This is a genomic window from Streptomyces sp. NPDC031466, from assembly GCF_055581265.1.
Map to the genome: position 1 here is coordinate 497,881 of NZ_JBVIJT010000006.1, position 26,339 is coordinate 524,219.

Consider the following 26,339-nt stretch of genomic DNA (forward strand, 5'->3'; position numbering starts at 1 on the left):
GTCGGCGGCGGGCAAAGGTGCGGGCGGCAGGACGGGCGGCGGTCAGTGGTCGGCGGGCGTCGGGTCCACCACTCGTACGCCGAAGTGCGCCGTGAGGGCGGTACAGGAGCGGCACAGCTCGGCGAAGGAGCCGTGCAGGGGGTCGCCGTCCTCGCGGATGCGGCGGGTGGTGAGCTTCGCGTGCTTGAGGGCCTTGCGGGCCTCGCCGTTGGTCATGGGTCTGCGCGAGGCCCGCTTGGAGCGGCTCGCGTCGGCCGCCGTGAGATGCCGGGAGATGAGGATGGTCTCCGCGCAGCGGCCGGTGAAGCGTTCGCGCTGACCGCTGGTGAGGGTGTCGAGGAAGTCCTGGACGAGCGGGTGCAGCGCGGGCGGCTCCTCGCCGCGCCCCGGGGTGCAGGTGAGGGTGGTCTGGCCGCGTACGGAGAGCGCGGCGGCCACCGTCGGCAGGATGCCGTCGCGGCGCTGGCGCAGGATCGGGGCGTGCGCGGCGGTGCTGCTCCAGCCGATGCGTGGGTCGCCGGAGACGGTGCCGGGCACCGCCTCCGCCGTGGCCTGTCCGGTCGTGGCCGGCGTGCGGCCGGTCGTCTCGCTCTGTGCCGTGTGCATCATGCTGTGCCCCTCCCCCTTGCTCGCGGTCGTCCCCGCGGGTGTGCCACGCCCCCGCGCCGCGGGGGACAGCCTGTCAAATGGGGCGGGTGGTGCGGAAGCTGGGGCTCTGCGACACGCCTGCCCCGCCCCGGGTTTCGTCGCACGGTGACGGCCTGGTGGCTGCTGGTCATGGAAGCGGAGGCCCGGTGACCGGTGCGGCCCTTGCGCATAGGCTGTGTCGACATCCGCAGTACCAGGGGCCGAGGGAACCAGGATCCACGGCTCGAAATCGGCAGAATCAGAACTTTTCACCGTGCCGCAGGGGGCAACCGCCATGACGACAGGTCGGCTGGGGCAGCAGTCCGCGCCGCCGAACGCGGCCTACGCCGGGCAGGTCGTGCACTTCCCGGACCCGGTCCGTGCCGCCCGCCACCCCAGAGGGGTGCGCGTGGACGAGCGGGGCTATCCGGACTTCTCGCCCTACGCCCGGGCCGCCGCCGAGATCGCGGAGCCCCCCGAGGGTTTCGGCGTGGACGAACTGCGCCTGACGGACTACGTGTCGGCGAACGCGGCGCTCGCGGCGGAGGGCCACGAGCTGTGGGACACGATTCCCCCGGTGGCCACCCCGCACGGCTGGACCTGGCACCACGTGCCGGGCGGCCGCCGCCTGGAGCTGGTGCCGGTCGAGGTGAAGGCGCTGCTGCGGCACCACGGCGGGATCGCGACGACGGCCGTGGACCACGACAAGCGGGGCACGCGCCCGCTCCAGGAGACGCGGCCCGCACACTTCGGTCTGCCGAAGGCGGCGGTCGCGGTGAGCGAACAGCAGGTGCAGGGCGTGGAGGAGGACCTCGGCCACCGGCTGCCGGGTGCCTACCGCTCCTTCCTCAAGGCGGCGGGCGGCTGCGCGCCGGTGGGCGCGGCGCTCGACGCAGAGCTGGGACTGCTGGTGGACCAGCCGTTCTTCACGGTGCGGGACGTGGCCGCGGTCAACGACCTGGTGTACGTCAACAAGTGCCTGCGCGACCATCTCACCAAGGACTACCTGGGGGTCGGCTTCGTGCAGGGCGGGCTGCTCGCCGTCAAGGTGAAGGGCGAGCGGGTCGGTTCCGTGTGGTTCTGCGCGTACGACGACGCGCGGGACGTCTCGGAAGCGGCCGGGTGGCCGCCCGCCGAGCGGGTGCGGCGGCTGCTGCTGCCGTGCGGCGACGACTTCGACGCGTTCCTGTCGCGGCTCGCGGGCAATCCGCCGGAGCTGGAGACCGTGGCGAACCTGATGGTGGACGGCGGCTTCGCGCGCGCCGTTCCCGTGTCCTCGGCTGGAGAGTGACTAGGCGATGGTGACCTTCGCGCAGGCGCAGGAGCGCGCCGAAGAGTGGATCAACGGCGATGTGCCGGGCCATCAGCACCGGGAGGTGCGGGTCCGGGAGTTCGACCTCGGGTTCGTGGTGTGGGCGCAGGACCGGGAGAACGGTCCGGTGTCCGACGGCGGCGACCAGCGGCTCGTCATCGCCCGCGACAGCGGCGAGGCCACGCTGTGGCCCGCGCTTCCCGTGGGCGAGGTGATCCGCAGGTACGAGGAGGAGTACGGCCTGCCGGACGTGGCGCCGCAGGACGCGGTCGTGCCGCCGCCGGCGCGGGTCGACCTCAATCAGACGTCGTTCCTGCTGACTCCGCCGGAGTGGCTCCAGGAGGCGGCGGACAAGATGGGCATCCCCGACCGGCGCTCGGCCGGGTCGGACGCGGGGGCGTCGTCCGCGGACCCCGGCTCCGAGGCGGTGGCGCCGGGCGACTCCGCGACCTCCGACTCCGCGACCTCCGACTCCGCGACCTCCGACTCCGCGGCCTCCGACTCCGCGTCCGCCGGCTCCGCGCCGGGCGACGTCGGGTCCGGCGACTCCCTGCCCGCCGACGCCGGGCATCCGGCTCCCGAGGCGGCGCCCGCCGCTGCCTCCGCCGCTGCTTCCGTGCCGGAGGGCGGCACGCCGTGGCCGGCGGCGGCCGCCCCGGACGAGGACAGCGAGCCCGCCCGCCAGGACGACCTGCCCGTGACGTCGCCGGGCGTGCCCATGGGGGCGACCCCGTGGGCCGGTACGGACACCAACGCCGATTCCGGCGACGACTTCTCGGTACCGGCGCCCGCGACGGTGTTCGCGCCGCCGCTGGTAGCCGAGGACGAGGACGAGGCCAGGCCGCGGGGCGTGGCACCGGACGCCAAGACGGCCCTGATGCACGGCGGCAGCCACCTCCCGCCGACGGCGATCGCCCCGGCGCTGGACGCCTCGTCCCCCGGGGAGGCGTCCGCGTACGGATACCCGCAGGGCCCGGGACAGGGCCGAAGCCCGGCCACGGGCGACGCCGCCGCGCCGCCGCAGCCGTCGGACGCTTCGGCGTACGGGTACCCGCAGGGCCCCGTCGCGGGTGGGTCGAGTTCGTCGGTGGCGCAGGGTGCGGGTGGGGCGGCCGGGTCGCAGGGGCCCGCTGGGCCGCCTCTTCCGCCTCCGCCCGGGGTGCCGGATGCTTCGGCGTACGGATATCCGCAGGGCCCGGTGGCGGGTGGGTCGGGTTCGTCGGCGGCGCAGGGTGCGGGTGGGCCGGCCGGGTCGCACGGGCCCGCCGGGCCGCCTCTTCCGCCTCCGCCGCCTGGAGTGCCGGATGCTTCCGCGTACGGGTACCCGCAGGGGCCGGTCGCGGGTGGGGGCAAGGGGCCGCAGGCGGCGTCGGGTTCGTCCGTGCCGCCCGCGCCGGATGCCTCCGCGTACGGGTATCCGCAGGGCGGCGACGGCGCCGGTTCCGGCACGGCGCAGGAGGAGCCCCGGCCTGCTGGAGCGACGCCGCCGCCTTCGGGGCCCGGCGCTCCCGGTACTCCCGCCGGCGGCTACGTCCCGACGCAGCTCGTCTCCTCGCTCGGCCCCGAGGGGCCCAAGCCGCCCGCCGCCCCGCAGCCCCCCGGTACGCCTCCGGGCGGTGTGCACCATGCCGCGACGATGTTCGCTGACCCGAGCCTCGGTGGACCCGGCGGGATCAAGCCGCCCGGCGCCCCGCAGCCGCCCGGGCCGCCCGGCGCTCCCGGCGCTCCCGGCGCACCGCAGCCTCCGGGACCGCCCGGGCCGCCCGGTACGCCTCCGGGCGGTGTGCATCACGCCGCGACGATGTTCGCTGACCCGAGCCTCGGTGGACCCGGCGGGATCAAGCCGCCCGGCGCTCCCCAGCCGCCCGGGCCCCCCGGGCCGCCCGGAGTTCCCGGCGCGCCCCAGCCCCCCGGGCCCCCCGGCGCCCCCGGCACTCCGCCGCCCCCCGGCGGCGGCGTCCACCACGCGGCGACGATGCTCGCCGGGCCCGCCGTCGGCGGCCCGGGCGGGCCGGGGATGCCGCCTCCGCCGGCGCCGGTACGGCCCGGGCCGCCCGGACAGCCGTACGGCTATCCGCAGCCGCCCGTCGGCCGGCCCACCGTGGGCCCCGGCTACCAGGCCGTGCTGCGCTATCGCGCGGCCGACGGCTCCGAGCAGCAGCTCATCCGCCGCTCGGCACCCGGCACCCCGCACCCGGAGTGGCAGATCCTGCACGAGCTGCGCGGCATGAACGTGCCGCCGCAGCAAGTGCTCGAACTCCACACCGAACTGGAGTCCTGCGAGCTGCCGGGCGCGTACTGCGCCCGCATGATCCGGGAGACGTGGCCGCAGGCGCGGATCACCTCCATCGCCCCGTACGGCAGGGACCACGCGTCCCGTCAGCAGGGCATGCGGGAACTCCTCGCGCACCAGGGCGAGTTGCACCAGGTGGCGGACGGCCCGGCCCGCCCGGCGCCGGTGCGGGCGCCGGTGCGGCAGCTGCCGCACGTTCCGGCGATCCCGCCGGAGGGCGTCGCGCAGGAGCTGGCCGCGGCCTTCGGCCCGGGCATCTTCCGCTTCGACCAGCGGGCGGTGTCCCGGCAGGGCGTGCCGGACATCGTGGCGCACACCCTCGTGGTGGCGGGGCTGCCCGTCGACTTCGGGCCGTTCTTCTGGGCGCAGGCCCAGCCGGGCCGGCCGGTGCCGACGCTGGCGGAGCTGGCGCAGGAGCGGGGCGTGCGGCCGGCGTCGGACGCGGGCTCGTACCTGGTGATGGGCAGCGACTTCGGACGCGCGCTCTGCGTCCAGTACGGCACGGCGAACATCGTGGCCGTGCCGGTGGAGGCCGGTCCCGGCGGCGCCCCCGTGCCGCCGCAGTTCGTGAACACGGGCCTGCCCGAGTTCGCGCGCTGCATGGCGCTGCTCGGCCGGATGTGGCGACTGCGCTTCGGTCTCAACCAGGAGCAGGCGGGCCGCTGGACCGTCGACTTCCAGGACCAGCTGGCCGCCCTGGACCCGGCGGCGCTCGCGTCACCGGAGAGCTGGTGGTCGGTGCTCCTGGAACAGATGTGGGACGGGCTGCTGTAGCCCGGGGCGCGCGAAGACTGCACAAGGCGCTCGGCCCGTACGACGGGCCGGGCGCCTTCGCGTGCCGGGGCTTTCGGGTTTCCGGGGCGATTACCGCATCCTTGACCGGGTGGAGCGGGCGGAGTGTCGCGTTATGAGCGCTTCCGCTTGATCCATCAAGATGTGCGCCAATCGCGCTGTACGCGTGAGGTACGTCGGAGAGGGGTTCCCAGGATGAGCAGCAGCGGTGCATCGCCGTCGCCGCACGGCTTCACCACCGTGCGTGGGCGCGGCTACCGGCCCCGGCAGGTGGAGGCGTACGCCGCCGGTCTTTCCCAGGAGCGGGACGAGGCGTGGGAGCGCGCCGCCCGGCTGACCGTACTGGCCAAGGACATGGAGGCCCGGGCCGAGCAGCTGCGGGACGCGGTGTCGCGGCTCGCCCCGCAGACGTACGAGACGCTCGGCGAGCGGGCCCGGCAGATCCTGGCGCTCGCGGAGGCGGAGGCGGCCGCCGTGGGGGAGGCGGCGCGGGCACAGGCGCGGGCCGAGACGGAGGAGGCCGACGCCGAGGGGCGCGAGGTGCGGGAGGCGGCCCGCGCGTACGCCGACGAGGTGACCGCCGACGCCGACGAGTGGGTCAGGCGGCGGCTCCTGGAGGACCGGGCCACGGCCGACGACGCCCGGATCTCCGCCCGGCGGGACGTCAAGGAGTGGCGCGGCGAGGCGCTGGCCGCGCTGCGGGAGACGCGGCAGCGGTGCGAGGGGCTGCTTGCCGAGCGGGAGAAGGAACAGGCCGAGCGGTGGGAGGCGGCCGAGCGGGAGATCGCCGAGCGGGAGACGGCGGCGGACGCGCGGGACACGGAGCGGATCGCCGCCGCCGAGGCACGGCTGGCCGCGGCCAAGCGGGCCTTCGCCGAGACGGAGGAGGCCGCGCGGCACGGGGAGGAGGACGCGCAGGCGCGGGGCGCGGAGATCGTCGCCCAGGCGCGGCTGCGGGAGGAGCGGATCATCCGGGAGACGGAGCGGGTGCTGCGGGAGCACGGGGAGAGGTGGGACGAGGTGCGGGCGCACATGGATCACGTACGGAGCAGTCTCGCGGCCCTCACGGGGCGGGCCCCGGCGGAGGAGACGCCGTAGTCCGTCCGGCGCGGGGCCGCCCCGTTGCCGGGCGGCGAATGCCTCCGCCGCCCGGCCCGCTCGCCCGTCCACCCCGTGCCGGCCCGTGCGCCCCTGCTCGCCCCTCCGCCCCGCGCCCGCCCGTGCGCCCCGGTCAACCCCCCGCCCGCCCCTTCACCCCGTGCTGCTTCGGTGCTGGAGGTCCTTTTGTGACCGGGGGTCCTTGAGGACCGGGAAGCGGCGCGGGGCGACGAGGAGCAGGGCGAGCAGGGCGAGGGCGGCCGCGCAGGCCGCGCCCATGTAGACGGCGTCGACCGCCGCGTCCACCGCCCGGCGCAGCCGCTCCGGGTCGGCGACGGAGCCGGGGTCCTCCAGGGCGCGGGCCACCGAGTCGAGCGAGCCGGAGCCGCCCAGCCGTGCGCTCAGCACGCCGTTGGCCACCGCGCCGAAGAGGGCGGCGCCGAGGGTCTGGCCGATCTGGCGGCAGAACAGGACGGACGCGGTGGCGGTGCCGCGCTCGGCCCAGCCGACGGTGGACTGGACGCCGACGATCAGCGGCAGCTGGAAGAGGCCGAGCGCCGCGCCGAGGAGCAGCATGACCAGGGCGGGCTGCCAGGCGCTGCCGGGGTAGGGGAGCAGGGGGAAGGCGCACAGGATCAGGGCCGCCGCGAGGATGCCGGCGACCGCGGTGTCCCGGAAGCCGATCCTGCGGTACACGTGCTGGCTGAACGCGGCGGAGACCGGCCAGCTCAGGGTCATAACGGAGAGCACGAACCCGGCGGCGACCGGGGCGAGTCCGAGCACGGACTGGGCGTAGGCGGGCAGGAAGACGGTGGGAGCGACCATCAGCAGGCCGAGCGCGCCGAGCGCGAGGTTCACCGCCGCGATGGTGCGCCGCCGCCACACCCAGCCGGGGATGATCGGCTCCGCGGCCCGCCGCTCGACGAGGACGACGACGGCCACCAGCGCGAGCCCGGCGGCGAACAGCGCGAGCGAGGGCGCCGACAGCCACGGCCAGGCGACGCCGCCCTGTACGAGCGCGGTCAGCAGTACGCCGCCACAGGCGAAGACGGCGAGCGCGCCGGGCCAGTCGACGCGGCCCCGCGCCATCGCCTCCCTGGCCGGCTCGTGCAGATGACGCGCGATCAGCCAGAGGGCGAGCGCCCCGATCGGCAGATTGACGAGGAAGATCCAGCGCCAGTCCGCCGAGGAGGCGATGACGCCGCCGAGGGCCGGGCCCGCGACCGACGAGGCGGCCCACACGGTCGACAACCGCGCCTGGATCCTGGGGCGTTCCTTCAACGGGTACAGGTCCGCGGCGAGCGTCTGGACGGTGCCCTGGATGGCGCCGCCGCCGAGGCCCTGCACGACGCGGAAGGCGATGAGCGACTCCATGTTCCAGGCGAGCGCGCACAGGGCCGAGCCGAGCAGGAACAGCACGCAGCCCGTGAGGAGGACGGGCTTGCGGCCGAAGGTGTCGGAGAGCTTGCCGTACACGGGCAGGGTGACCGTGGCGGCCAGGAGGTAACCGGAGAAGAGCCAGGAGAAGATCGGGAAGCCGCCGAGCGAGCCCACGATCTGGGGGACGGCGGTCGACACGATGGTGGCGTCGACCGCGGTCAGCGCCATGGCCAGCATCAGCGCGGCGACGACCGCCCCCCGGTTGCGTATCGCGTGCTGCGCGTCCACGGCGATCCCTTCCCCCTGCACCCAGTTGCTGCGGGCCACCTTCTCACCCGTGGGGGGTGGAGGGCAGGGTGGAGCGAACCCTGAGTCGATCTCCACCAGCGGGTGGAGATCCCCTAGGGGAACCTCCGTACTTCGGACCGGGGAGGGTTCGTACTGCCGGAGGATGAGCGGGCCCCGGCCGGTCCTTAGATTGGCTTTATGGCGCACCGCACCCGCAGGGGTGGGGTTTTCCCCCGCAAAAGACGGGGCCGAGCACCAGCGCGCCGGACCACTCGGGGACGCCAGACTTCTTCGTACGGCGAAGACTTCACGACATCCGCTACACCGCATGACCGACATAGGAGACGTACCGTGACAACGGCTGTGACCACACCCAGGCACGGGGGCACTGGAGGGCGTACGGCCGTGGCGGCACGGGCACGCCAGGTCGTGAAGGCGTACGGCTCGGGGGAGACCCGGGTGGTCGCGCTCGACCACATCGACGTGGACATCGCCCGCGGGCAGTTCACCGCGATCATGGGCCCCTCCGGCTCAGGCAAGTCCACCCTGATGCACTGCCTCGCCGGTCTCGACACCGTCACCTCCGGGCAGATCCACCTGGACGAGACCGAGATCACCGGTTTGAAGGACAAGAAGCTCACGCAGCTGCGCCGGGACCGGATCGGCTTCATCTTCCAGGCGTTCAACCTGCTCCCGACGCTCAACGCGCTGGAGAACATCACGCTCCCCATGGACATAGCCGGCCGCAAGCCCGACCGTGCCTGGCTCGACCAGGTCGTGGAGACCGTGGGCCTCGCCGGGCGGCTCAAGCACCGCCCGACCGAGCTGTCCGGCGGCCAGCAGCAGCGCGTCGCGGTGGCCCGCGCGCTCGCCTCCCGGCCGGAGATCATCTTCGGTGACGAGCCGACCGGGAACCTCGACTCCCGTGCCGGTGCCGAGGTGTTGGGCTTCCTGCGCCGCTCGGTGACCGACCTGGGCCAGACCATCGTGATGGTCACGCACGACCCGGTCGCCGCCTCGTACGCGGACCGGGTGCTGTACCTCGCCGACGGCCGGATCGTGGACGAGATGCACCACCCGACCGCCGACCAGGTCCTGGACCGCATGAAGTCCTTCGACGCCCGGGGGCGCACGTCATGACCGTCCTCAAGACCTCGATGCGCAACTTCTTCACGCACAAGGGCCGTATGGCGCTCTCCGCGGTGGCCGTGGTCCTGTCGGTGGCGTTCGTGTGCGGCACGCTCGTCTTCTCCGACACCATGGGCACCACCTTCGACAAGCTCTTCGCGGCGACGTCCGCCGATGTCACGGTCTCCCCCAAGTCCGCCGAGGACCCGAACGAGGCCCCGCGCAGCGGCAGACCGGAGTCGATGGCCGCCTCCGTCCTCACCGAGGTGAAGAAGGCCGACGGCGTCCGGGCCGCCGAGGGCGCGGTCGTCAGCCAGAGCGTGACCGTCGTCGACTCCGCCAACAAGAACCTGGGCCCGAGCAACGGCGGCCCGACCATCGCCGGCAACTGGACGCGCAACGAACTGCGTTCGATGGACATCACCTCGGGCCACGCCCCGCGCGGACCCACCGAGATGATGGTCGACGCCGACACCGCCGACAAGCACGACCTGAAGATCGGCGACAAGCTGCGCACCATCGCCGCCACCGGCGAGCACACCGCGAAGATCTCCGGCATCACCACCTTCAAGGTCACCAACCCCGGCGCCGCGATCGTCTACTTCGACACCGCCACCGCCCAGCGCGAACTCCTGGGCGCCACCGGCCGGTTCACCCACCTCAACCTCACCGCCGCCGCAGGCGTCAGCGACACCCGGCTGAAGGCGAACGTGGCGGCCACCGTGGACAAGAGCGCCTACGACATCAAGACGCAGAAGGAGACCGCGGACGACAACCGCAAGTCCGTCAGCAGCTTCCTGGACGTCATGAAGTACGCGATGCTCGGCTTCGCCGGGATCGCCTTCCTCGTCGGCATCTTCTTGATCATCAATACGTTCTCGATGCTGGTCGCCCAGCGCACCCGCGAGATCGGCCTGATGCGCGCCATCGGCTCCAGCCGCAAGCAGGTCAACCGCTCCGTGCTCGTCGAGGCCCTGCTGCTCGGCGTGTTCGGCTCCGTCCTCGGCGTCGGCGCGGGCATCGGCCTCGCCGTCGGACTGATGAAGCTCATGTCCGGCATCGGCATGGAACTGTCCACCGGCGACCTCACCGTCAACTGGACGACCCCCGTGGTCGGCATGGTCCTCGGCGTCGTCGTCACCGTCCTCGCCGCCTACCTCCCCGCGCGCCGGGCCGGCAAGGTCTCCCCGATGGCCGCCCTGCGCGACGCGGGCACCCCGGCCGACGGCAGGGCGAGCGCGCTGCGCGCCGTCATCGGCCTGGCCCTCACCGGCGTCGGCGTCCTCGGCCTCTACACCGCCGCGCGGGCCGACGAGGCCAAGGAAGGCTCGCTCTTCCTCGGCGGCGGCGTCGTCCTGACCCTCATCGGCTTCGTCGTCATCGGCCCGGTGCTCGCCTCCGGTGTCGTCCGGGTCCTCAGCGCGGTCCTGCTGCGGGCCTTCGGCCCGGTCGGCCGGATGGCCGAACGCAACGCCCTGCGCAACCCGCGCCGCACCGGCGCCACCGGCGCGGCCCTGATGATCGGCCTCGCGCTGGTCGCCTGCCTCTCGGTGGTCGGCTCCTCGATGGTCGCCTCCGCCACGGACGAGCTGGACAAGTCCGTCGGCGCGGACTTCATCGTGCAGTCCACCCAGCCCGGCGGCTTCATCACGGAGAAGGCCGCCGCGGCCCTGGAGAAGGCCGACCACATCGGCCACATCACCCGCTACAAGGAGGTCGAGGCGGACCTGACCACGCCCGGCGGCAGGACGGCGGACGGCATCGGCCTCAGCGCCGCCGACCCGACGTACGCCGAGGACCTGCGCCGCGAGACGGTCGCCGGCGAACTGTCCGCCGCGTACGGCGAGAACGCCATGTCGGTCGGCGGCGACTTCGCGAAGAAGTACAAGCTGAAGGTCGGCGACGAGCTGAAGATCGCCTTCGAGCACGGGAAGACGGCCGAGCTGAGGCTCGCGGCGATCACCTCGGACGAAGGCTCCGTCGACAAGGGCGCGATGTACACGAACATCACGACCGTGGAGAAGTACCTCCCGGCGGACCGGATGCCGCAGAACTCGATCATGTTCGCCACGGCCGACAAGGGCCGACAGGACGCCGCCTACAAGTCCCTGAAGGAGTCCCTGGCCACCTACCCCCAGTACAAGGTCATGGACCAGACGGACTTCAAGGAAGACCTGAAGAACCAGGTCGGCCAGATGTTGAACATGGTCTACGGCCTGCTCGGCCTCGCGATCATCGTCGCCATCCTCGGCGTGGTGAACACCCTGGCCCTCTCGGTGGTCGAGCGCACCCGCGAGATCGGCCTGATGCGGGCGATCGGCCTCTCGCGCCGCCAGCTGCGCCGCATGATCCGCCTGGAGTCGGTGGTCATCGCCCTCTTCGGCGCGCTGCTGGGCCTCGGGCTCGGCATGGGCTGGGGGGCGACGGCCCAGAAGCTCCTCGCCCTGGAGGGGCTGAAGGTCCTGGAGATCCCGTGGCCGACGATCATTGCGGTCTTCATCGGGTCGGCGTTCGTGGGCCTGTTCGCCGCGCTGGTCCCGGCCTTCCGGGCCGGCCGGATGAACGTCCTGAACGCGATCGCCACCGAATAGCCTCCGCCACGGGGGTGCGGGGGAGACCGGCCCCGGCGGATGCGCGACGCGCGTCCGCCGGGGCCGTCTGCCGTCCGCGCCCCCGCCCGTGCCCCGCGCGAGGTCCTTGCCTCAGACCCTGCGCAGCAGGACGTACCCGTACGCGGCGTCCTCCGCCACGTAATGGGTGCCGGGGTGCAGCTTCTCGGCGTACGCGACCGGGTCCTTCGTCCAGCCCGAGCGGATGTCGAGGGCCACGTACCGGGGGACGACCGGGCGGGCCGCGCCCACCCAGAAGACGCGGGCGCGGGAGGTGAGCCGGCTGATGGGCCCGATGTTCGCCTCCACGGTGGCGTTGTCCGGCACCCGCTCCAGCATCCGCTCCACCGCCACCACCTCCCGGCTCTTGCGGTAGGTGCCCGCCTCGGTGAGACCCGCCAGCGGCAGGGACGTCGTCAGGGCGAGCGCGGCGGCCGCGACACAGGCCGGCAGCCGGTCGGCGTACTGGCGCAGCCACGGCCGCCCGCTGCGGCGGGAGATGTCCACGGCGTCGACGAGGGCGAGCAGCAGCACCGGCATCAGGACGGCGCTGTAGTGCCAGTCGGTGCCCCAGTAGTGGTCGTCGCCGGACAGGAAGCGCCAGCCGAGCGTGGGCAGCGCGACCAGCAGCAGCGGCGAGCGCAGGGCGAGCAGCCCGGTGGTGGGGATCAGCAGCCAGGCGAGGGTGCGCAGTTTCGTGCCGAGCCCCTCGAACGCCCCGGAGGCCGCGCCGCCCTCCCCGACCTTGTCCCAGTAGTCGTACGCGCCGCCCGAGTTGAACGCGGGAATGACCAGGGTGAGCGTGACCAGGGTGGCGACCGCGCCGAAGGCGGCGACGGCGAGGGCCTCGGGCACCGCCTTCGCGTGGCCGCGCCGGTGCGCGCGGAACGCGACGACGAGCGCGATCGCGGCGAGCGTGAGCCCGAGGTCCTCCTTCACGACGATCAGCGGCAGCGCCCACAGCAGCGCGGCCCGCCACCGCTGCCGCAACAGGGCCTCCAGGGAGAACGCGATCAGCGGTACGGCGAAGCAGATCTCGTGGAAGTCGAAGTCGGCGGCGCGCTGGAGGCCCCAGGACAGGCCGTAGGCGACGCCGACGGCGAGCCCCGAGACCCGCCCGAGCAGCCGGGTCGCGGCCCGCGTGACGGGGATCGCGGAGACGGCGAGGAGCAGCGCCTGGGCGACGAGCAGGGTGACGGGCGAGGGGAAGAGCCGGTAGGCGGGCGCGAGGAGCGCGGTGACGGGGCTGAAGTGGTCGCCGAGGATGTTGGCGCCGGGCCCCTTGAGGTCGGCGACCGGCGCCTGGAGACGCGCGTAGGCCCGCACGGCCTGCTCGAAGATCCCGAGGTCCCAGGAGCGGGTCTCCAGGCGCCGGTAGCGCCCGACGGACACGACGGCGTATGCGAGGAACAGCGCGGCGGCGAGGAGATGCGGGACGCGGTCCCAGACGCCGCGGGGCCGCCCTGGGCGGGGGCCGGGACGGGCCTGGTCCCGCGACGGTATGAGCTCGTCGCCGCGCTCCTGCGCGGGGGCGTCGGGCTGTGCTCCGGGCATGGGGGTGACTTCCTGGTCAGATTCGGCCCCTCCGGCGTTCGAGGAGCGGGGTCCGGGGCGGAGCCCCGTGGCGGGGGCCTTCCCATCCCGTTGTCGCAACATTGTGCGCCAGGCACGGCCCCACCCCACCGGGCGCCCCGCGCCGAGGACCCGCACCGGCCGACCCGGAGTCGTAGGCTGGAGGCCCCCCGGCCCGAGAGAAAGCCTTCCATGAGCCTGCACGGTCTGCTCGACGCTGTCGTCAAGGACGCGGCACTCGCCGAGGCGGTCAAGGCCGCCACCGACGGCCACCGCTCGCACGTCGATCTGGTCGGGCCGCCCGCGGCGCGCCCCTTCGCCGTGGCGGCGCTGGCCCGCGAGAGCGGCCGCCCCGTCCTCGCCGTGACGGCCACGGGCCGCGAGGCGGAGGACCTGGCCGCCGCGCTGCGCACGATCCTGCCGCCGGACGGCGTCGTGGACTACCCCTCCTGGGAGACGCTGCCGCACGAACGCCTCTCGCCCCGCTCCGACACGGTCGGCCGCCGCCTCGCGGTCCTGCGCCGCCTCGCCCACCCCCGCCCGGACGACCCCGAGACCGGCCCGGTCTCCGTCATCGTCGCGCCCGTCCGCTCGGTGCTCCAACCGCAGGTCAAGGGCCTGGGCGACCTGGAGCCCGTGGCCCTGCGCGCCGGGCAGAGCGCTGACCTGGGCGAGGTCGTCGGCGCGCTCGCGGCGGCCGCGTACGCGCGGGTCGAGCTGGTCGAGAAGCGCGGGGAGTTCGCCGTGCGCGGCGGCATCCTCGACGTCTTCCCGCCGACCGAGGAACACCCGCTGCGCGTGGAGTTCTGGGGCGACGACGTCGAGGAGATCCGCTACTTCAAGGTCGCCGACCAGCGTTCCCTGGAGGTCGCCGAGCACGGCCTGTGGGCGCCGCCCTGCCGTGAGCTGCTGCTCACCGACGACGTACGGCAGCGGGCCGCGGCCCTCGCCGAGCGCCACCCGGAGCTGGGCGAGCTGCTCGGCAAGATCGCCGAGGGCATCGCCGTCGAGGGCATGGAGTCCCTCGCCCCGGTCCTGGTGGACGAGATGGAGCTGCTGCTCGACGTCATGCCGAAGAACAGCATGGCGGTGGTCTGCGACCCGGAGCGGGTGCGCACGCGCGCGGCCGACCTGGTGGCGACCTCGCAGGAGTTTCTCCAGGCCAGCTGGGCGGCGACGGCCGGTGGCGGCGAGGCGCCGATCGACGTGGGCGCGGCCTCCCTGTGGGGCATCGCGGACGTCCGGGACCACGCGCGCGACCTCGGCATGATGTGGTGGTCGGTGAGCCCCTTCGCCGCCGACGAGGAACTGGACGCGGACACCCTCAAGCTCGGCATGCACGCCCCGGAGTCCTACCGCGGCGACACCGCGAAGGCGCTGGCCGACACCAAGGGCTGGCTCGCCGACGGCTGGCGCACCGTCTACGTCACCGAGGGCCACGGCCCCGCCGCCCGCACCGTGGAGGTCCTCGGCGGCGAGGGCATCGCGGCCCGTCTGGACGGCGACCTCACCGAGCTGACGCCGTCGCTGGTGCACGTCTCCTGCGGCTCGATCGACTTCGGCTTCGTCGACCCCGCGCTCAAGCTCGCCGTCCTCACCGAGACCGACCTGTCGGGCCAGAAGGCGGCCGGCAAGGACGGCCGGCGCATGCCCGCGCGCCGCCGCAAGACGATCGACCCGCTGACCCTGGAGGCCGGCGACTACATCGTCCACGAGCAGCACGGCGTGGGCCGCTACATCGAGATGGTGCAGCGCACCGTCCAGGGCGCGACCCGCGAGTACCTCGTCGTGGAGTACGCCCCCGCCAAGCGCGGTCAGCCCGGCGACCGGCTGTACATCCCCACCGACCAGCTGGAGCAGATCACCAAGTACGTCGGCGGTGAGGCGCCGACCCTGCACCGCCTCGGCGGCGCCGACTGGACCAAGACCAAGGCGCGCGCGAAGAAGGCCGTCAAGGAGATCGCCGCCGACCTCATCAAGCTGTACTCCGCCCGCATGGCCGCGCCCGGCCACGCCTTCGGCCCCGACACGCCCTGGCAGCGCGAGCTGGAGGACGCCTTCCCGTACGCGGAGACGCCCGACCAGCTGACCACGATCGCCGAGGTCAAGGAGGACATGGAGAAGACGGTCCCGATGGACCGCCTGATCTGCGGCGACGTCGGCTATGGCAAGACGGAGATCGCGGTGCGCGCGGCCTTCAAGGCGGTGCAGGACGGCAAGCAGGTCGCCGTCCTCGTGCCCACCACGCTCCTGGTGCAGCAGCACTTCGGCACGTTCTCCGAGCGCTACTCCCAGTTCCCCGTCAACGTGAAGGCGCTCAGCCGCTTCCAGACGGAGACCGAGTCCAAGGCGACCCTGGAGGGGCTGCGCGACGGCTCGGTGGACATCGTCATCGGCACGCACCGCCTGTTCTCCTCCGAGACCAAGTTCAAGGACCTCGGCCTGGTCATCGTCGACGAGGAGCAGCGCTTCGGCGTCGAGCACAAGGAGCAGCTGAAGAAGCTGCGGGCCAACGTCGACGTGCTCACCATGTCGGCCACCCCCATCCCCCGTACGCTCGAAATGGCGGTCACCGGCATCCGTGAGATGTCCACGATCACCACCCCGCCCGAGGAGCGCCACCCGGTCCTGACCTTCGTGGGCCCCTACGAGGAGAGGCAGATCGGCGCGGCCATCCGCCGTGAACTGCTGCGCGAGGGCCAGGTCTTCTACATCCACAACCGCGTCGAGTCCATCGACCGCGCGGCGGCCCGGCTGCGCGACATCGTGCCCGAGGCGCGGATCGCGATCGCCCACGGCCAGATGAGCGAACAGGCCCTGGAGCAGGTCGTCGTGGACTTCTGGGAGAAGAAGTTCGACGTGCTCGTCTCCACGACGATCGTCGAGTCCGGCATCGACATCTCCAACGCCAACACCCTGATCGTGGAGCGCGGCGACAACTTCGGCCTCTCCCAGCTCCACCAGCTGCGCGGCCGCGTCGGCCGGGGCCGCGACCGCGGCTACGCCTACTTCCTCTACCCGCCGGAGAAGCCCCTCACCGAGACCGCCCACGAGCGCCTGGCGACCATCGCCCAGCACACGGAGATGGGCGCGGGCATGTATGTGGCGATGAAGGACCTGGAGATCCGCGGCGCCGGAAATCTGCTCGGCGGCGAGCAGTCCGGGCACATCGCGGGCGTCGGCTTCGACCTGTACGTCCGCATGGTCGGCGAGGCGGTGGCCGACTACCGCGCCTCGCTGGAGGGCGGGGTGGAGGAGGAGCCGCCCCTGGAGGTCAAGATCGAGCTGCCGGTGGACGCGCACGTCCCGCACGACTACGCCCCCGGCGAGCGGCTGCGCCTGCAGGCCTACCGGGCCATCGCCTCCGCCACCACGGAGGAGGACGTCAAGGCGGTGCGCGAGGAGCTGACCGACCGCTACGGCAAGCTGCCGGAGCCGGTGGAGAACCTCCTGCTCGTCGCGGGCCTGCGGATGCTCGCGCGGGCCTGCGAGGTCGGCGAGATCGTCCTCCAGGGCAACAACATCCGCTTCGCGCCGGTGGAGTTGCGCGAGTCCCAGGAGCTGCGGCTCAAGCGCCTCTACCCGGGCACGGTCATCAGGGCGAACGCCCACCAGATCCTGGTGCCGCGCCCCAAGACCGCGAAGGTCGGCGGCAAGCCGCTGGTCGGCCGCGAACTCCTCGGGTGGGTCGGGGAATTCCTGACGACGATCCTGGGGTCGTAGCGCGGGTCCGGGGGTGGGAGAGGGCCGGGCCGCCGCCACGGTGGCGGCCGCCGCTACGGTGGGGGCCGGGAAATCAGCCCAGGGGAGGGAGAGCGCCGTGTCGCTCACGGTTGTCGGTCTGGCCCGTTTTCCGGTGAAGTCGATGCTCGGGGAGGACCACGAGCGCCTCGACCTCGACGCGCGCGGCGTCGTCGGCGACCGGTTGTGGGCCCTTCGGTACCCGGACGGCAAGCTGGGCAGCGGCAAGAACAGCCGGCGCTTCCGCCGCGCCGCGGACCTCATGAAGTACCGCGCCGTGTACGACGCCGACGGCACCCCCGAGGTCACGGCCCCGGACGGCACGACGCTGCGCCCCGGCGACCCCCGGGTCCCCGAACTGTTCGGCGAGGGCGTCGAGCTGGCGCGTGAGGGCGAGGTCGGCCACCAGGACGCCGCCGGGGTCTCCCTCGTCGGCACCGCCTCGCTGCGCGCGATCGGCGACCTGCTCGGGGACGCCGTCCCCCTCGACGTACGGCGGCTGCGCAAGAACATCGTCGTCGAGACGGACGAACCCTGGATCGAGGAGAGCTGGGTGGGCGGCGAGATCACCCTCGGCGACGGCTCGGGGGAGCCGCTGCGGCTGCGCGTGGACGGACGCGTCAAGCGCTGCGTCATGGTCACCCAGGCCCAGCGCGGACTGCCCGCCGACGAACGCGTCCTGAAGACTCTCGCCGAGGCCCGCGGCATGTGCGCGGGCGTGTACGCCGAGGTCCTCACCCCCGCCCCGCTGGCCCTCGGCGCGAAGGTGGCCGCCCGATGAACCGCCGTACGACCTCCGCGCTGCTCGCGCTGGCCGCCGTCCCCGCGCTGCTCACCGGCTGCGGGGCCGGCATCGGGGAGGGCGGCGGGGGCGCCGCGGGGCCGGACGCCGGGGCGGGCTCCGCGCTGGCGTCCGTCGACACGCTCACCGTCAAGGGCCGGGCGCCGAAGACCGGGTACGACCGGAGCCGGTTCGGCAGCGCGTGGGCCGACACGGACTCCAACGGCTGCCCGACCCGGGACGACATACTCAAGCGGGACCTGAAGGACGTCGTGTACCGGGGGAAGGACTGCCAGGTCGCCGCCGGCAAGCTCGCGCCCGACCCCTACACCGGCCGGGAGGTGACGTTCCGGCGCGGTCGCAGCCAGGTCGACATCGACCACCTGGTCGCGCTGTCGGACGCCTGGCAGAAGGGCGCGGCCCGGTGGGAGCCGAGCAAGCGCATCGCCTTCGCCAACGACCCGCTGAACCTCCTCGCCGTCGACGCCGGCCCCAACCGCGGCAAGGGCGACGGCGACACGGCGACCTGGCTGCCGCCGAACAAGGCTTACCGCTGCACATACGTGGCCGGTCAGGTCGGGGTGAAGAAGAAGTACGGGGTGTGGGTGACGGCGGCCGAGCGGGACGCGATGAGGAAGGTGCTGTCCACCTGCCCCGACAAGAAGCTGCCGACCGGTCCGGCCCCGACGAGGGCCCCGGACCGCTTCCACGCCCGCTGACGGCGACGCCGCCGGTGACGGGCCGCGGGCCTTACAGCTTGTCGAGGTCGAGGACGTCACCGGTGGGCGGCGTCGCCTTCACCGGCTTGTCGTAGTCGGTGAACTGCAGGGTGTCGACCTTGCCGCCCTTGTGGGTGTCGATCCGCAGCAGGTAGGGCTTGCCCTCGGTGGCGACGTAGAGGGTGTACTTCTCCTTGCCGTCGGTCTCCGTGAGCTTGATGGCGGGGGTGCCGTCGACCTTGGTCGTCCCGCCCCTGCGGGCGTCGGAGCTGACGTCCTTGAAGTCGGCGAGGACGACGTCGAGGTCGCAGAACGCGGCGATCTCCTTCGCGTCGTCGCTCGTCGCCTTCGTCTTCACCCAGCGGTTCGCGAGCATGTCCACCGAGGCCTGTACGTCGGCCTTGGACTCTCCCTTGCTCTGCGCGCGCAGGAACTTCTCGTCGTACTTCATGTACACGGTCTTGCCCGGGACGATCAGTTCGATCGAGCCCTCCTTGTTCATGCCCATGGTGCCCGCGCACTTGCCCTTGGTGTCCATGGCCATGTCCAGCGAGATCAGACCGGCCTCGCCGTCCGGGACGTCGCCCTTGATGCGCAGGGACGTGGCGCCCGAGGTCGCCTTGACGGCCTTGTCGGCGATCTCGCCGCCGGACAGCCCGGCGAAGGGGCCCTTCGGGGCGTCGGCCTTGTCGTTCTCGCTGCCGCAGGCCGTGAGGCCCGCCGTGGCGGCGGTGGCGAGGCAGACGGCGGCGATCGCGGTACGGCGCAGACGCGGGTGGTGACGCATGGGAGTTCCCCCCGGGGAAGTCGGTTGATGGAGACATCACAACAGATTCGTGTGAACCGAGTCAACACGGCGCCATGGAGGTCGATGGTTAACAGTCGTGAAACCGTCCGTGCCGGTGATCGTCTGGGTATGCTCGACGGCGCGCGACTGACCCCGCGCGACGAGGGGAGCTGCTGGATGAAGCCGCGGGACGACGTGACCGAGGTGACCGCCGCCGGGATCGCCCGGCTGGCCGGGGTGGGCCGCGCCGCCGTCAGCAACTGGCGCCGCCGACACGGGGACTTCCCCAAACCCGTCGGCGGCACGGAGACCAGCCCCTCCTTCGCCCTCGCCGACGTCGAGCGGTGGCTGCGCGCCCAGGGCAAGCTCGTCCAGGTCCCCCTGCGCGAACGCGTCTGGCAGCAACTCGCCGGACACCCCGCCGGGCCCGTCACCGCGCTCCTGCACGCGGGCTGCGCCCTGCTCCTGATCCGCGACAGACCGCCCGCCTGGCTCGCACTCGCCGCCGTGTCGGACGAACGGCTGGCGCGGCTGCTGCCCGGCGAACTCGAAGACGTCGTCACCGCGCGCCTCGGGACCCGCCGCGAACGGGCGGTCCGCGTCCCCGGCCCCACCGAACTCCTGCCCTCCGCACCGCTGTTGCGCGCCGTCGCCGAACTCGCCGCCGAACTGGGAGCCCAGCAGACCTACGAGTTCCTGCTGGGCCGGCAGACCGACGCCAACCCCCGCCAGTACACCCTCACGCCCCCGGGCCCCGCTGCCCTCATGGCCGAACTCGCCGGCCCCGCCCGCACCGTCCTCGACCCGGCCTGCGGCGCCGGCGCCCTGCTGCGCGCCGTGCCCCAGCGCCCCGGCCGGCACCTGTACGGGCAGGACAGCGCGCCCGAACTCGCCGCCCTCACCGCCCTGCGCCTCGCCCTGCACTCCGACGCGAGCGTGCGCACCATGGCCGCCGACACCCTGCGCGCCGACGCCTATGACGACCGCAGGGCCGACGCCGTGCTCTGCCACCCCCCGTTCAACGACCGCAACTGGGGCCACGACGAACTGGCCTACGACGCCCGCTGGGAGTACGGCTTCCCGGCCCGCGCCGAATCCGAACTGGCCTGGGTCCAGCACGCGCTGGCCCGCCTCGTCGACGGCGGCACCGCCGTCCTGCTGATGCCGCCCGCCGCCGCCTCCCGCCGCTCGGGCCGCCGCATCCGCGCCGACCTGCTGCGCCGCGGCGCCCTGCGCGCGGTCATCGCGCTGCCCGCCGGCGCGGCTCCCCCGTACAACCTCCCCCTGCACATCTGGGTGCTGCGCAGACCCGGCCCCGCCACGCGGCCCGCGCCCGAGCTGCTGCTCGTGGAGGCCGCCGGGGTCCTGGCCGCCGACGGCCGCGACAAGCAGCCCTGGCCCGCCGTGCGGGACGCCGTGCTCGACGTCTGGCACCACTTCGACCGGCACGGCACCGCCGAGGAGCGGCCCGGCCTCGCCCGCTCGGTGCCGGTCCTCGAACTCCTCGACGACGAGGTCGACCTGGCCCCCGCCCGCCGGTTGCCGCCCGCCACCGCCGGCGGCGACGCCCCGGAGCTGGCGACCGTGCGGGAGAGCCTCGGCGAGGCACTGCGCCGCGCCGCGGACCTCACTCCGCCGCTCACCCCGAAGGAGGCGGCGGGCACCCCGCACCCACCGGTGACCACCGTCGGCGAACTGGCCCGCGCGGGAGCCCTCACCCTGCACACCGGCACCGGCGCGGGAAGCGCCGGCACGCCCGTGCTCACCGACCACGACGTCCTGACCGGCGGCGCGCCCTCCGGGGCCGCCCTCGACGGCACGCCGGACGACACCGTCGTGCGCACCGAGCCCGGCGACGTCGTCGTCCCCGTCTTCGGCGGCGGCGCCGCGGCCCTCGTCGTCGACGAGGCCACCGCGGGCGCGGCGCTCGGCCGCGGCCTCACCCTGCTGCGCCCCGACCCGGCCGCCCTCGACCCGTGGTTCCTCGCGGGCTTCCTGCGCGGCACCGCGGGCCACCGCCGTGCCAGCAGCTACGCCTCCACCGCCGCCCGGCTCGACGTGCGCCGCCTGCAACTGCCCCGGCTGCCGCTCGCCGGGCAGCGCGCGTACAGCGAGCGGTTCCGCGAACTGGCCGCCTTCGAGGACGCGCTGCGCCTCGTGGGCCGGTTCGGGGAGCGGCTGGTGCGCGGCATGCACGACGGACTGACGGAGGACGCGCTGCCCCCGGAGTGAGGCCCTGCCCTGCACCCGCGTGAGCAGTACGACAACGGTTCGGTACAACCCGGGACCGCTTCCCGGAGTCGGCCTATACGCTCGATCCGCGTTCGTTCGTCCTTCAGGTACCAGGAGCAGCCATGCACGGCCACGGCTACGCGCCGCAGCAACCGCCGCCCGCGGCGGGGGGTTCGCAGTTGACGCTGCGCGTGATGTTCGTCGTGCTCGCCGTCATGACCTGCGGTCTGCTCGCGTGGGCGCCGCTGCTGCGGCTCGCGATCATGACCCGCAAGGCACACGACTGGGGCGTCTTCGCCCTTGCGACGGCACTCGACGTCACCGCGCTCGTGCTGATCGGCGTGGACCCCGGCGAGGACGAGTTCCAGGGGCCGGGCAACGCGGGCATGATTGTCCTGCTCTGCACGCTGATGGCCGCCGTCGCCTACTACCTCTTCGCGGAGATACGCCACTTCGGCCGCCTCCGGCAGCCGGCCTTCACCGGTTACGCGCCGCCCCCGGTCCAGCCCGCGTACGGCTATCCGCAGGCGCCGCCCGTCCAGGACACCCCGCCCCCGCCCGCGTCGCCCGCGCCCGTCCGCATCCACCAGGTCCGCGCCGAGCTGGACGAGCTCAGCGACTACCTGCGCAAGCAGCAGGGCGGCCGCTGACCGTGACGCAGGGGACAGGGGCCGCCGGCCGCGGCGGCCGGGTGGTCGCGGGACGCTACGAACTCTCCACGCTCATCGGCCAGGGCGGCATGGGCCAGGTCTGGACGGCCTACGACCAGCGCCTGGACCGCCGGGTCGCCGTGAAGCTGCTGCGCCCCGACCGGGTCGCGGGCGCCGAGGCCGAGGAGCTGCGCCGCCGCTTCGTGCGCGAGTGCCGCGTCACCGCGCAGGTCGACCACCCCGGCCTGGTCACCGTGCACGACGCGGGCAGCGAGCCCTCCGAGGACGGGGCCCTCTTCCTCGTCATGCAGTACGTCGACGGCGCGGACCTCGGCGACCACCTCGCCGAACACGACCCCTACCCCTGGCAGTGGACGGTCGCCGTCGCCGCGCAGCTGTGTGCCGTGCTCTCCGCCGTGCACGCGGTGCCGATCGTGCACCGGGACCTCAAGCCGCGGAACGTGATGGTCAAACAGGACGGCACGATCAGCGTCCTGGACCTCGGCATCGCCTCCGTCATGGACACCGACACCACCCGCCTCACCCACACCGGCTCGCCGATCGGCAGCCCCGCGTACATGGCGCCCGAGCAGGCGATGGGCGGTGCCGTCGGCCCGTACACCGACCTCTACGCGCTCGGCGTCCTCATGCACGAACTCCTCAGCGGCGAGGTGCCCTTCGCCGGCTCCACCGCCCTCGGCGTCCTGCACCGCCACCTCTACGAGCCGCCGCTGCCCGTGCGCCGGCTGCGCCCCGAGGTGCCCGAGGCACTGGAGGCCCTGGTCCTGCGGCTGCTCGCCAAGGACCCCCAGCACCGGCCCGGCAGCGCCCAGCAGGTCTACGAGGAACTGGCGCCGCTGCTGCCCGCCCGCGGCACCCCCTCGGGCCGCCCCCTCGACCCCACCCGGCCCTTCCTGCGCCCGCACGCGCCCTGGCCGGACCGCGCCGCGACGCCCGCGCCCACCCCCGGCATACCACCGCGGCCGCCCGGCGCGCCGCCGCGCCAGGACGTCGTCCGGGCCGTCGAGGACGTCAAGCGGCTCCTCGGCCAGGGCCACATCACCCAGGCCGTCGACATCCTCGGCGCGATCCTGCCGGCCGCGGCCGCCGAACACGGCGAGCACTCACCCGTCGTACGCACGCTGCGCAAGCAGTACGCCGCCACGCTCATGGACGACGGCCAGTACCGCCGCGCCCTGCCCGAGCTGCGGCGCCTGGCCGACGAGCGGGCCGCCGAGTCCGGCCACGCCGACCCGCACTCGCTCCAGTTCCGCTACGAGGCCGCGCAGTGCCTGGAGCAGCTCGGTGAACCGGCCGCGGCCCTCGCCGAGTACCGCGCGCTGCTCCCCTATTACGAGAACCAGTACGCGACCGACGACCGGCGCCAGTCCCTGGAGATCCGCCGCCGCATGGGCCAGCTGCTGCTGGCGCTCGGCGACCGGGGCGCCGCCCACGACACACTGGCGCGGCTGCTGCACGACGCGGAGCTGCTGCACGGGCCGGGCCATCCCTTCCCGGCGGAGATCCGCCGGACCCTCCAGTGGCTCGGACAGGTGCGCGGTTAGGGCGTGTTTCGAACGTGGCCGTGGCCTCGTCAGTCCGTCGCGGTGCGGCGGGCGTAGGCGCGGGCGGGGCGGACGGTCAGTCGGGCGGCCCGGCAGGGGGCCGGTCCTCTCGTCCCACAGCAGCAAGGACGCGGTGGGGACGCGGGTCATCGCGTCGTTGATCGCCGTGACGGCTTCGCCGGAGCGCCCCGCTTCCCCGACTTCTTCGACGGCGAGGTGATCGTCCTGGACAGCGCCCAGGCCGCCCGGGCCGCGAAGATCCTCGACGCCGGCCGCGTCGTCCCCGTCCACTACGACAGCTGGGCCCACTTCACCGAGGGCCGCGACGAACCGGTCACCGCCTTCGCCGCCGCCGGTCTCGCCGACCGCGTCGACTTCGGCGTCCGCGACTGACCCCACCCGCGCCGGGCCCGTACGCCGGACACGATCGGGCGCCGGCTGACACAGCCCCCCGTCGACCCGGCCCTCCGGACCTCACCTCCCGCACCACCAACCGGCCGCGTGCGGCGCCGCGTCAGGACAACGGTGGCCGGAGGGTGCCCAGGAGCCCGGGAAATCGTTGGGGGCAATAGCTGTCGAATAGCTGGCCGAGAAGACGGTCACTGCCTACCATCGATCACCGCAAGACTTTGTGCACCGCCGCACAATCTCCACCGGGAGGCCCACCTTGCACCGCCGCACCAGCCGTCGCACCGCGCTCGTCCTCGCCACCGCCGCGCTCGCCGCGACGCCCCTCCTCACCGCCTGCGGCAGCGAGGCGCACCCCGGCGCCGCGGCCGTCGTCGGCGGTGACCGCATCACGGTCGCGCAGCTGGAGAGCCGGGTGAACGAGGTGCGCGCCGCGCAGCGGGCCGCCACCCCCGACGACGCGCAGTACGCGCAGACCATCGCCAAGTCCGGCGGCTTCACCCGCGACACGCTGAACACGATGGTCCTCGACAAGGTCCTGCACCGCGCCGCCACCGACGCCGGGGTCCGTGTCACGCGCCGCGACATCCAGACCATGCGGGCGGACCTGGAGCAGCAGGCGGGCGGCAGGAAGGCCCTGGAGGTGGGGTGGCTCCAGCAGTACGGCGTCGCCCCCGCCCGCCTCGACGACAACCTGCGCACGGAGATCGAGGCCCAGAAGCTCGCCAAGAGCCTCGGCGCCGACATGAACTCCCCGAAGGGCCAGGCCCTCTTCTGGAAGGCCCTGACCCAGGCCTCCAAGAAGCTCGACATCGACCTCAACCCCCGGTACGGCACGTGGGACGTCGACAAGAACCGGCGCGCGGACGCCAAGACGCCGTGGGTGCGCCAGGTCACCGGGTCCGGGGCGCCCGCCGGGGACCGCGAGGCATAGCCGCCGGCCGGCCGGTCGTGGGCCGGGTTGTGCCCGCCGGACGCCCGAGGGTTACGTTCGTCCGGTGAACGACACCACCGCTGCGGCCGTCGGCCGAGTCATCCTGCTGACCACCAGCCACCGCGTCGCCCCCGGCCTCCTGTCGTGGCCCGCCTGGCAGGCGCTGCACGGGGCCGACGAGGTGCTCTGCGCCGACGCCGGGCACCCCCAGTTGCCGTATCTGCGGGAGGCGGGCGTGGCCGTGACGCAGGCCTCGCCCACCGCCGAGGAACTGGTGGCCGCCTGCGCGGGCGGCCGCACGGTCCTGGTCGTCGCCACCGCCGAGGGCGAGCGGCCCCTCACCGACGGCCTGGCCCGCCTCGCCGGCTCCGGCCGCGTCGCGATGCCCGAGCTGGAACTGCTCCCCGCCTCCTACGACCTGCCCGGCGCGCGCCTGCTCGACCTGGTCCAGGTCATGGACCAGATCCGCGACGAGTGCCCGTGGTCCTCGCGGCAGACGCATGAGGGCCTGGCGAAGTACGCGATCGAGGAGGCGTACGAACTGGTCGAGGCGATCGAGGACGGCGACCGCGAGGAGCTGCGCGAGGAACTCGGCGACGTACTGCTCCAGGTGGTCTTCCACGCCCGTATCGCCGAGGACGACGCGCAGGAGCCGTTCTCCGTGGACGACGTGGCGGCGGGCATCGTGGAGAAGCTGATCCACCGCCACCCGCACGTCTTCGGCGACGACTCGGCGGACACCCCCGAGGACGTCAAGGCGCACTGGCTGCGCACCAAGGCCGAGGAGAAGCAGCGCACCTCCCTCACCGAGGGCGTCCCCCTGGCCCAGCCCTCCCTGGCCCTGGCCGCGAAACTGGCCTCGCGCGTACGGACGGCGGGCCTGAACGTCCAACTCCCCCGGGGCGAGGGCGTGGGCCACCAACTCCTGACCCTGGCCCTGACCGCCGAAGCGGAGGGAATCGACCCGGAGGAGGCCCTCCGCAAGACGACCCGAACGTACCGAGACGCAGTACGAGCGGCGGAAACCGCGGCCTCCTGACCCCCAAGGGGACCGGGCAAAGCCCGCCCGCACGGAAGGGCGGGCGCAGCCCCGCCCAGGGGGCGCGGGGAACGGCGCGAGCAACCACGACGCACTCGCACGCACGGGAAGGGCCCGCCGCAGGCGAGGAGGGCGGCGAAGCCCGCCCCTTGGGGGCGCGGGGAACGGCGCGAGCAACCACGACGCACCCGCATGCACGGAAGGGCCCGCCGCAGGCGAGGAGGGCGGCGAAGCCCGCCTCTCGGGGGCGCGGGGAACGGCGCGAGTAACCACGACGCACCCGCACGCACGGGAAGGGCCCGCCGCAGGCGAGGAGGGCGGCGAAGCCCGCCCCTTGGGGGCGCGGGGAACGGCGCGAGCAACCACGACGCACCCGCACGCACG

17 protein-coding genes and 1 pseudogene are annotated in these 26,339 nt (G+C 73.8%); 14 read left to right on the top strand and 4 right to left on the bottom strand.

What is annotated here, in order from left to right:
• Positions 1-42: 42 nt before the first annotated feature.
• The gene (locus ACZ5GP_RS17500; protein ID WP_468751784.1) at positions 43-606 is read right to left on the bottom strand and encodes a YwqJ-related putative deaminase; all 564 of its coding nucleotides are present in this window, start codon (positions 604-606) and stop codon (positions 43-45) included.
• Between the two features lie 316 nt (positions 607-922).
• Here ACZ5GP_RS17500 and ACZ5GP_RS17505 point away from each other — a divergent pair, with 316 nt between their 5' ends.
• The 3 genes from ACZ5GP_RS17505 to ACZ5GP_RS17515 all read left to right on the top strand — a co-directional run bounded on the left by ACZ5GP_RS17505 (position 923) and on the right by ACZ5GP_RS17515 (position 6,122).
• A complete protein-coding gene (locus ACZ5GP_RS17505) occupies positions 923-1,918 on the top strand; it encodes an SMI1/KNR4 family protein (protein ID WP_468751676.1) in 996 nt (331 codons plus the stop codon).
• Positions 1,919-1,925: 7 nt separating this feature from the next.
• On the top strand, positions 1,926-5,006 hold the full coding sequence (locus tag ACZ5GP_RS17510) for an SUKH-4 family immunity protein (protein WP_468751677.1): 3,081 nt from the start codon (positions 1,926-1,928) through the stop codon (positions 5,004-5,006).
• Between the two features lie 213 nt (positions 5,007-5,219).
• On the top strand, positions 5,220-6,122 hold the full coding sequence (locus ACZ5GP_RS17515; RefSeq protein WP_468751678.1) for a cellulose-binding protein: 903 nt from the start codon (positions 5,220-5,222) through the stop codon (positions 6,120-6,122).
• 153 nt (positions 6,123-6,275) lie between these two features.
• Here the strand turns inward: ACZ5GP_RS17515 and ACZ5GP_RS17520 are convergent, their stop codons facing one another.
• Positions 6,276-7,811, bottom strand: a complete 1,536-nt coding sequence (locus ACZ5GP_RS17520; protein WP_468751785.1) for an MDR family MFS transporter — start codon at positions 7,809-7,811, stop codon at positions 6,276-6,278.
• A 330-nt stretch (positions 7,812-8,141) separates the two neighbouring features.
• Between ACZ5GP_RS17520 and ACZ5GP_RS17525 the strand changes: the two genes are divergently transcribed.
• Both ACZ5GP_RS17525 and ACZ5GP_RS17530 read left to right on the top strand, forming a co-directional pair.
• Positions 8,142-8,930: an ABC transporter ATP-binding protein gene (locus ACZ5GP_RS17525; RefSeq protein WP_468751679.1), complete on the top strand. Its 789-nt coding sequence runs from the start codon at positions 8,142-8,144 to the stop codon at positions 8,928-8,930.
• Positions 8,927-11,509, top strand: coding sequence for an ABC transporter permease (locus tag ACZ5GP_RS17530; protein ID WP_468751680.1), 2,583 nt, complete (start codon positions 8,927-8,929; stop codon positions 11,507-11,509). Before ACZ5GP_RS17525 ends, ACZ5GP_RS17530 begins: the two co-directional genes overlap by 4 nt.
• A 111-nt stretch (positions 11,510-11,620) precedes the next feature.
• Here ACZ5GP_RS17530 and ACZ5GP_RS17535 read toward each other — a convergent pair whose 3' ends face one another.
• Entirely contained in the window at positions 11,621-13,081 is a 1,461-nt protein-coding gene (locus ACZ5GP_RS17535; protein WP_468751681.1) for a DUF2079 domain-containing protein, read from the bottom strand.
• A 210-nt stretch (positions 13,082-13,291) separates the two neighbouring features.
• Here ACZ5GP_RS17535 and mfd point away from each other — a divergent pair, with 210 nt between their 5' ends.
• The 3 genes from mfd to ACZ5GP_RS17550 all read left to right on the top strand — a co-directional run bounded on the left by mfd (position 13,292) and on the right by ACZ5GP_RS17550 (position 18,340).
• Positions 13,292-16,822, top strand: a complete 3,531-nt coding sequence (gene mfd, locus ACZ5GP_RS17540) for a transcription-repair coupling factor (RefSeq protein ID WP_468751682.1) — start codon at positions 13,292-13,294, stop codon at positions 16,820-16,822.
• Positions 16,823-16,919: 97 nt separating this feature from the next.
• On the top strand, positions 16,920-17,621 hold the full coding sequence (locus ACZ5GP_RS17545; protein ID WP_468751683.1) for an MOSC domain-containing protein: 702 nt from the start codon (positions 16,920-16,922) through the stop codon (positions 17,619-17,621).
• The gene (locus tag ACZ5GP_RS17550; RefSeq protein ID WP_468751684.1) at positions 17,618-18,340 is read left to right on the top strand and encodes an HNH endonuclease family protein; all 723 of its coding nucleotides are present in this window, start codon (positions 17,618-17,620) and stop codon (positions 18,338-18,340) included. Before ACZ5GP_RS17545 ends, ACZ5GP_RS17550 begins: the two co-directional genes overlap by 4 nt.
• 31 nt (positions 18,341-18,371) lie before the next feature.
• Here ACZ5GP_RS17550 and ACZ5GP_RS17555 read toward each other — a convergent pair whose 3' ends face one another.
• Positions 18,372-19,109: a hypothetical protein gene (locus tag ACZ5GP_RS17555; RefSeq protein ID WP_468751786.1), complete on the bottom strand. Its 738-nt coding sequence runs from the start codon at positions 19,107-19,109 to the stop codon at positions 18,372-18,374.
• Positions 19,110-19,304: 195 nt separating this feature from the next.
• Between ACZ5GP_RS17555 and ACZ5GP_RS17560 the strand changes: the two genes are divergently transcribed.
• From ACZ5GP_RS17560 to ACZ5GP_RS17585, 6 genes and pseudogenes are all read left to right on the top strand, one after another.
• Positions 19,305-21,359 carry an N-6 DNA methylase gene (locus ACZ5GP_RS17560; RefSeq protein WP_468751787.1) on the top strand — a complete coding sequence of 685 codons (2,055 nt, stop codon included), beginning with the start codon at positions 19,305-19,307 and terminating at the stop codon, positions 21,357-21,359.
• Positions 21,360-21,481: 122 nt separating this feature from the next.
• Positions 21,482-22,009 carry a hypothetical protein gene (locus ACZ5GP_RS17565; RefSeq protein WP_468751685.1) on the top strand — a complete coding sequence of 176 codons (528 nt, stop codon included), beginning with the start codon at positions 21,482-21,484 and terminating at the stop codon, positions 22,007-22,009.
• Positions 22,010-22,050: 41 nt separating this feature from the next.
• A complete protein-coding gene (locus tag ACZ5GP_RS17570; protein WP_468751788.1) occupies positions 22,051-23,574 on the top strand; it encodes a protein kinase domain-containing protein in 1,524 nt (507 codons plus the stop codon).
• Positions 23,575-23,730: 156 nt separating this feature from the next.
• Positions 23,731-23,967 (top strand): annotated as a pseudogene (locus ACZ5GP_RS17575) (MBL fold metallo-hydrolase); the annotation flags it as partial.
• 274 nt (positions 23,968-24,241) lie between these two features.
• Positions 24,242-24,916, top strand: a complete 675-nt coding sequence (locus tag ACZ5GP_RS17580) for a SurA N-terminal domain-containing protein (RefSeq protein ID WP_468751686.1) — start codon at positions 24,242-24,244, stop codon at positions 24,914-24,916.
• Positions 24,917-24,980: 64 nt separating this feature from the next.
• The gene (locus tag ACZ5GP_RS17585; protein WP_468751687.1) at positions 24,981-25,955 is read left to right on the top strand and encodes a nucleoside triphosphate pyrophosphohydrolase; all 975 of its coding nucleotides are present in this window, start codon (positions 24,981-24,983) and stop codon (positions 25,953-25,955) included.
• Positions 25,956-26,339 lie beyond the last annotated feature (384 nt).

What these genes read in the sequence shown, in the direction of transcription:
- ACZ5GP_RS17500 (WP_468751784.1), bottom strand. Translation starts at nt 606, where the DNA reads ATGCACACGGCACAGAGCGAGACGACCGGCCGCACGCCGGCCACGACC.
- ACZ5GP_RS17505 (WP_468751676.1), top strand. Translation starts at nt 923, where the DNA reads ATGACGACAGGTCGGCTGGGGCAGCAGTCCGCGCCGCCGAACGCGGCC.
- ACZ5GP_RS17510 (WP_468751677.1), top strand. Translation starts at nt 1,926, where the DNA reads ATGGTGACCTTCGCGCAGGCGCAGGAGCGCGCCGAAGAGTGGATCAAC.
- ACZ5GP_RS17515 (WP_468751678.1), top strand. Translation starts at nt 5,220, where the DNA reads ATGAGCAGCAGCGGTGCATCGCCGTCGCCGCACGGCTTCACCACCGTG.
- ACZ5GP_RS17530 (WP_468751680.1), top strand. Translation starts at nt 8,927, where the DNA reads ATGACCGTCCTCAAGACCTCGATGCGCAACTTCTTCACGCACAAGGGC.
- ACZ5GP_RS17535 (WP_468751681.1), bottom strand. Translation starts at nt 13,081, where the DNA reads ATGCCCGGAGCACAGCCCGACGCCCCCGCGCAGGAGCGCGGCGACGAG.
- mfd (WP_468751682.1), top strand. Translation starts at nt 13,292, where the DNA reads ATGAGCCTGCACGGTCTGCTCGACGCTGTCGTCAAGGACGCGGCACTC.
- ACZ5GP_RS17550 (WP_468751684.1), top strand. Translation starts at nt 17,618, where the DNA reads ATGAACCGCCGTACGACCTCCGCGCTGCTCGCGCTGGCCGCCGTCCCC.
- ACZ5GP_RS17560 (WP_468751787.1), top strand. Translation starts at nt 19,305, where the DNA reads ATGAAGCCGCGGGACGACGTGACCGAGGTGACCGCCGCCGGGATCGCC.
- ACZ5GP_RS17565 (WP_468751685.1), top strand. Translation starts at nt 21,482, where the DNA reads ATGCACGGCCACGGCTACGCGCCGCAGCAACCGCCGCCCGCGGCGGGG.